Source organism: Okeania sp. SIO2F4 (genome assembly GCF_010672385.1).
GTDB lineage: Bacteria > Cyanobacteriota > Cyanobacteriia > Cyanobacteriales > Microcoleaceae > Trichodesmium.
This window is the reverse complement of the sequence record NZ_JAAHGT010000846.1, coordinates 1-4,279: the sequence shown is the minus strand read 5'-3', so window position 1 is coordinate 4,279 and position 4,279 is coordinate 1. Positions and strand designations below refer to the sequence as shown.

Genomic DNA, 4,279 nt, shown 5'->3' with positions numbered 1-4,279 from the left:
TTTGAATCTTTGTTCAAAACACCCCATAATAAGGGAATAGCAAAAAATAAATTATCCCAATTTTTGTACTCTATCGTTATTGGTTACTCCCTACTCCCTTACTTTTTCAATTTCTTCCCTACTCCCGTAGGGGCGATTCGCGAATCGCCCCTACTCCCTTATTTTCATAGCTAATGGGATAATTTTTTATTTGGAAGTCCCTAAAAGATACTTGACAAAATATAATAACTAAATTGTATGTCACAGTTTCCTAGGAGGAAAGCCGTGAACCAAATATTTATCCTTTTTTCGCAGAAAAATAATCAAACAAATTTACTGCGGAAAACCAACTGTTTATCTCCTCTTTTAGCTACAACACTACTGGGGTTATTTACTTCTACAAGTCTGGCAGTACCATTCCAACAACAAGTAGCCCAATTCCCAGAGACTCAAGTTAATTCTCAGATGAATTTGCTTTATGTTAGTTCATCTATTGGTAAAGATTCTGGAGATGGTACTAAAGCTTCTCCTTTAAAAACTATTACTTATGCTTTAAAAATCGCTAAACCTAACACAACAATTTTACTTGCGCCGGGAACTTATAGCAGACAGACAGGTGAAGTTTTTCCTTTGGTTTTACAGTCAAAAATTACTATTAAAGGTAACTCTTTCAATAATGGTAAAAATGTTTTAATTCAAGGTGGTGGTAATTTTAATAGTCCGACTATAAAACAAAAAAATATTACAATCCTAGCTGCTAATAATTCAACTTTAAATGGTGTAACAGTCACAAATCCCAATCTTCAAGGTTATGGTTTATGGATAGAATCTAGTGGCTGTCTTATTAGTAAAAATACTTTTACTGGTAATCGCCTAAATGGAATTTCTATGGTGGGTAGTAATACAGGAATTATTCAGGAAAATAGTTTCTATAACAACGGCAGAAGTGGCATAACAATTTCTGATAATTCTCAACCAGAAATTAGAGATAATTTGTTTCAAAATACTGGTGTAGGAATTAAAATTTCTGATGATGCTGCACCACAAATAATAGGAAATCGTCTAATTGAAAATCAAAATGGGATTATCGTTCAAGGCAATGCACGGCCAATTTTGCGCGGTAACTATATAGAGAGTAATAGACAGGATGGAGTAGCAGCGATCGCTGAATCATTACCAGACCTGGGTAACTCTCAAGAACCTGGTCGTAATACTATTCGGAATAATGGCAGGTATGATATTTATTCTGTAGTAAAAGGTAAAACTATTCCCGCTTATGGGAATTCTTTAGGGGGCGATCGTAATTATGGCAGTATTGACATTGCAGGAAAAATTGCTCCTCCCCCAAGAGTTGCTCCTCTGAGAAATATTCCAAACACTCCAAGTGTAAGTCAGGCAAAAAGGGAGTCTGAACAGGAGGAAGTAGTTATGGAAACTGCATCTATTCAGGAAGATACTCAGGTAAAGGCAAAAGAATCAAATTTTTCACCCTCAGCAGACAAACCAGGGGAGCGGAGAATATCTAGTAGTATTATTTCCCGACCAAGACCACAAAATTCAACCACAGAAATGATTCTGATCCCTGTACCACCTCCAGAAACCCGGAGAGGATCTAGAGGATATAGGAGAAATTCCTACAAACAACCTAGTGGTCAGGGAAATTTACAAAGACTACTACAAACTAATCCTGATTATCAGAATAGACAAACAATTGAAATACCAGTATCCCCACCAGAGTCAGGGGGAAGAACTTTAGACAGATTCCGAAATTTACCCCCTAGAAGCACTACCCCAACTTTTGGAGGTAACAGACCAGTTGCTTCTCCTGGTTTATTACCTGTTCCGACAGCAAATATTCCCCTTGGTCGTGGAGGTTATGTACCACCCGGTATTGCCAGAAATCAAAATCCTAATCCTTGGTCTAGACTATCTTTAAGGTCTAATTCTCGAAGTCGTGCAGCAGCTTTGGGTCTACGTTATCGGGTAGTTGTAGATGTAAATAATCTTTCTCAGCAGTATAAGTTGCGATCGCTTGTACCAGATGCTTTTTCTACTAATATTAATGGTAATTCTGTAATGCAAGCAGGAGCTTTTCGGAGTCGTCTTGAAGCGGATCAACTATTAAGAACTTTGCAGAATAATGGTTTGAATGCTGAAATTATACCCGTGCAATAAGACTCAGAAAATTTAATCGGTAGTTCCAGGATTCATTAGACATAGGTGTGAAAAAGATATAGACTTTTTGCGCATAATAGGCAACAGGCAACAGGTAACAGGTAATATCAAATCCCGTTGAAGACTTATTATATGGTTGGGGGAGATAGGGAGATGGGGAGATGGGGAGATGGGGAGATTCAATATTGAAGTAATTTATAGAATTATCAACATATACAACATATATTATATAACCGGATTCTATATAACAGAGAAGAGATTTTTAGGAAAAAAGTACGAAAAATTAAAGTGAAGTAACTTTTACTTCTCTTGCTGGTGTTGCTGAAGTAAGGTATGAAATTCCTAAATTTATAATGTGATTTTCAGACTTATTTTCCCTCGTTCCTGGCGCGGAAAAAGCTCCTTTATAACTCTACGCCTCCTAACTCCTGTAAAATCATACTTTTATTCACCAACGCCCTCTTGTTTATTTTATTGATATATCTATTTAGATTTTTGTACATGGCAATATTACTTTAACATTTGTCCCAACTCCTTCTGTACTATCAATGCTAATATACCCACCATGTAAATCAACTGCTTTTTTAACTATAGATAAACCTAATCCTGTTCCATTAATCACGCCCACATTTGATACTCCTTCAAACTGTTTAAATAGTTGGTATAGATCTGATAGTGGTATTCCAATTCCTCGATCGGAAATGCGGAAAGTAATTTGTTATAATGCTCCAAATACTTCTAGAGTTATATTACTGCCGTTTGGAGAATATTTAATAGCATGAGATAATAAATTATTGAGAATATGATGTATAGCAATCCTAAATTGCTCGTAACAAGTTTTATAGTAGTTAATTTGAGCTGAAAATCGTGAAAATTCTGTACGTCGCCAATCCGACGGCTCCCCTACCTGACTCCTGACTCCTGAGGACTGACTCCTAACTGCCACAAAAATATTACAACCTAAATGTAAGCATTCAGCCGTCAGCTATTAGCTATCAGCTATACAAGTTCATTACCTTTAAAAGAGGAAAAAGCAGTTCAGAGGTTTCAAAGAATTAAAAGTATGGGAAAAGTCTATCAATTAACCTTAATAGGTCTATCGAGCTACATTGTTCATTTTTATTGCTGAGAGCTGACTGCTAATAGCTGAATGCTTACACCTAAATAGGATTGCTATAGCAACTTTTCATCTAGATATAAATCCTCTAGTTTACCTTGGCTGATAAAAGTCAATCTATGTTTTCCTGGTGCATTTATTTGCATATTTTAAATGAGTTGATTACAAAAAATAATTACGTCCATTGATGTCGGCTTAAATTTTAATTTACCTGACTCTACTCTACTCAAAATCAATATTTATTCTAATAACTTATTCATATTTTTAATACTAGAATAAATCCGGTTTATCTGCCTTTGATTTTTTGATTCCTAAAATCTACCAAGATAGATTTAACTAAATTGCTGTTAATGAAGTGCGTAAATCGTAATAAGCTATGAATCGAGATCGAGATTTATGTTGAGTATATCGTTCAGTTTTTGCTAAATATTTTTGTAGTTTTATCTCCTGTCAGTATTTGCTCAAAGCCATGTTATACCAATTTTATCAAAGAATATTACACACGCTTTGTTTGTAGAGAAAGCTGAACAAAGAACACCGGATATGAGAACATGAAATGTAAGCATTCAGCACATCGCGTATCAGCTATCAGAAGAGTGCTTTTAGTAAGTGATAAAAGCAATATCTAATTGAGAAACGAAAAATCTTGCTACAAAAGTCAGCTCCAAAGTCTATATTCATTTAAACCCAGTCCTTAAGTACAGGTTCTTAGAGCTGATAGCTGACTGCTAATAGCTGAATGCTTACCATGAAATACCGAATCTGGGAACAAGGAATACCAGATATAGAAACAAGAAACACCGGAGCTGGGGAACAGGGAATACCAGAATTCGGAAATAGGAAACACCAGCTCTGGGATTTGTAGATTTTTAGCAAATACTTACTTCAAATAACTTCCAACCCTTCGCCCAGTTTCTCCATCAGGAGAATGTTGTTTATTTTTATTGTTTTTTGAAAAAATAAATATTGAAGAAAATATCCAGACAAAAAATTTTTTTCCACAGTAGA

At 35.5% G+C, this 4,279-nt stretch carries 3 protein-coding genes; 1 reads left to right on the top strand and 2 read right to left on the bottom strand.

Annotation, left to right across the window (positions count from 1 at the left end; all coding sequences use genetic code 11):
• Window positions 1–264 precede the first annotated feature (264 nt).
• Window positions 265–2,154 carry a DUF1565 domain-containing protein gene (locus F6K22_RS33740; protein WP_293108435.1) on the top strand — a complete coding sequence of 630 codons (1,890 nt, stop codon included), beginning with the start codon at window positions 265–267 and terminating at the stop codon, window positions 2,152–2,154.
• A gap of 487 nt (window positions 2,155–2,641) precedes the next feature.
• On the opposite strand, the gene F6K22_RS33735 is transcribed toward F6K22_RS33740, so the two are convergent.
• Complete coding sequence (locus F6K22_RS33735; RefSeq protein WP_293108438.1) at window positions 2,642–2,857, bottom strand: sensor histidine kinase; 216 nt, start codon at window positions 2,855–2,857, stop codon at window positions 2,642–2,644.
• Between the two features lie 15 nt (window positions 2,858–2,872).
• Complete coding sequence (locus F6K22_RS33730; RefSeq protein ID WP_293108433.1) at window positions 2,873–3,100, bottom strand: ATP-binding protein; 228 nt, start codon at window positions 3,098–3,100, stop codon at window positions 2,873–2,875.
• Window positions 3,101–4,279 lie beyond the last annotated feature (1,179 nt).